Source organism: Archangium lipolyticum (assembly GCF_024623785.1).
In the GTDB taxonomy this organism is placed as follows: domain Bacteria; phylum Myxococcota; class Myxococcia; order Myxococcales; family Myxococcaceae; genus Archangium; species Archangium lipolyticum.
Genome location: NZ_JANKBZ010000001.1, coordinates 328390 through 331104 on the forward strand (window position 1 = coordinate 328390; position 2715 = coordinate 331104).

General features: G+C 66.4%; 1 protein-coding gene. It reads left to right on the forward strand.

Annotation, left to right across the window (positions count from 1 at the left end; all coding sequences use genetic code 11):
• Window positions 1-130: 130 nt before the first annotated feature.
• Window positions 131-2608 carry an endopeptidase La gene (gene lon, locus NR810_RS01165; protein WP_257446458.1) on the forward strand — a complete coding sequence of 826 codons (2478 nt, stop codon included), beginning with the start codon at window positions 131-133 and terminating at the stop codon, window positions 2606-2608.
• The last annotated feature ends 107 nt before the right edge of the window (window positions 2609-2715 follow it).

Below are 2715 nucleotides of genomic sequence, written 5' to 3' on the forward strand. Positions count from 1 at the left end.
AACGAAGGCCGCGTTTGCCATGTCCTTTTTGGTTGCTACGTTGAGTCAACTCCCACAGAAGATCGACAACAGAGTTGTTTGACCGGCACGGAAGCCGTCCGGCCGAGCTGGAAACCGAGGCATCGACTACATGTCCGACGAGAAGAAGAAGGGTTCCGCCGCAACTGCAATGCCGGCGGCCATGGCCCCCCCGGGGATGATCAACAAGGAGGACATCCCCCAGGTCCTCCCCATTCTCCCCCTGCGCAATTCCGTTTTCTTTCCGGGCGGCGTCCTTCCGCTCGCGGTGGGGCGGCAGAAGACGATCGCCCTCATCAAGGACGCGGTGCGTGACGACCAGGTCATCGGCGTCGTCACCCAGCGCCGCGCCGAGGAGGAGGACCCCGGTGCCTCCGACCTGTACACCATGGGCACCGTCGCCCGGATCGTGAAGCTCCTGAAGATGGGCGAGGACAACTACTCGCTCGTCGTCCAGGGTCTGGCCCGCTTCCGCGTGCTCGACCTGGTCCAGGAGGCCCCCTACCTCAAGGCCCGCGTGGACGCCGTGGAGGACAAGACCTCCGCGGAGAACGTCGAGGTCGAGGCCCTGGGCATCAACCTCAAGAAGCTGGCGCGCGAGGTCATCGAGCTGATGCCCGAGCTGCCCGCCGCCGCCACCGAGCTGGTCGAGTCCATCACCCACCCGGGTCACCTGGCCGACCTCATCGCCGCCAACGTCGACGTGCCCATCGAGGAGAAGCAGGCCGTCCTCGAGACCGTGGACCTCAAGGCGCGCATGAAGCTCGTGCTCGAGCTGCTCAACCGCAAGCGCGAGATCCTCAAGCTCTCCAACAAGATCGACTCCGCCGTGAAGGGCGAGATGTCGAAGACCCAGCGCGAGTACTACCTGCGCCAGCAGCTCAAGGCGATCAAGGAAGAGCTCGGCGAGATGGGCGAGGAGGAGGAGGAGCTCGACGAGCTGCAGGAGCGCCTGAAGAAGGCCGGCCTGCCTCCCGACGTGGAGAAGGTCGCCAACAAGGAGCTCAACCGCCTCAAGACGATTCCGGCGGCCTCCAGCGAGTACACCGTCGCGCGCACCTACCTCGATTGGATCGCCGACCTGCCCTGGGCCAAGCTCAGCGAGGACAACCTCGACATCGAGAACGCCCGGCAGACGCTGGACAAGGACCACTACGGCATCAAGAAGGTCAAGAAGCGCATCCTCGAGTACCTGGCGGTGCGCAAGCTCAAGAACGACATGCGCGGGCCCATCCTCTGCCTGGTGGGGCCTCCGGGTGTCGGTAAGACCTCGCTCGGTCAGAGCATCGCCAAGGCCGTGGGCCGCAAGTTCGTGCGCCTGTCCCTCGGTGGTGTCCGTGACGAGGCGGAGATCCGTGGCCACCGGCGTACCTACGTCGGCGCGCTCCCGGGCCGGTTCATCCAGAGCATGAAGAAGGCCGGGACCAAGAACCCGGTCATGATGCTCGATGAGATCGACAAGCTCGGCGCGGACTTCCGCGGCGACCCGAGCGCCGCCCTGCTCGAGGTGCTGGACCCCGAGCAGAACAACACCTTCAGCGACCACTACCTGGACGTGCCGTTCGATCTGTCCAAGGTGCTCTTCATCGCCACGGCCAACCAGCTGGATCCCATCCCTGGCCCGCTCCGTGACCGCATGGAGATCATCGAGCTGTCGGGCTACACCTTCGAGGAGAAGCAGAGCATCGCCCGCATCCACCTGGTGCCCAAGCAGCTCAAGGAGCACGGGTTGAGCCCGGACCACATCACCATCACCGACGAGGCGCTGCTGACGCTGACCGTCTCGTACACGCGTGAGGCCGGTGTGCGTAACCTGGAGCGCCGCATCGCGGACATCTGCCGCGCGGTGGCGGTCGAGGTGGCCGGCGGGAAGACCGACAAGCAGAACATCGACGGAAACCGGGTCAAGGAGATCCTCGGGCCCGAGACGTTCTACTCCGAGGTCGCCGAGCGCACGGAGGTTCCGGGCGTGGCCACGGGTCTGGCCTGGACCGCGGCCGGTGGTGATCTGCTCTTCATCGAGGCCACCAAGATGGCGGGCAAGGGCGGCATGACGCTCACCGGCCAGCTCGGCGACGTGATGAAGGAGAGCGCCACGGCGGCCCTGAGCTACCTGCGCAGCAAGGCGGAGGCGCTGGGCATCAATCCGAACTTCCTCGAGAAGACGGACCTGCACCTGCACTTCCCCGCGGGCTCCATCCCCAAGGATGGTCCCTCGGCCGGCGTGACGATCCTCACGGCCCTCACCAGCCTGCTCACCGGCATCCGCGTGCGCGGCGATACGGCGATGACCGGCGAGGCCACCCTGCGTGGCCTGGTGCTGCCCGTGGGCGGCATCAAGGAGAAGGTGCTGGCGGCTCACCGCGCGGGCATCAAGCGCGTCATCCTGCCCGAGCGCTGCCGCAAGGACCTGCAGGACGTGCCGGACCAGGCGAAGAACGACATCGAGTTCATCTTCGCCACCCGCATGGACGAGGTGCTCGACGCGGCGATGGAGACCTCGCCGTTCAAGACCCCGGTGGTTCCGCCGGAGGGTGGGGAGAAGAGCGTTCCTCCCCAGACCGAGCCCGCCCCCGAGGTCCGCGCCTAGTCGCGGGCTGAGTCAGGGTTGAAGTCGAACGGGCAGGTTCCCACTCGGGAGCCTGCCCGTTGTCTTTTCCGGGGAACGTCCGCCCGCCGGCCGGGGTCCGAGGGGAC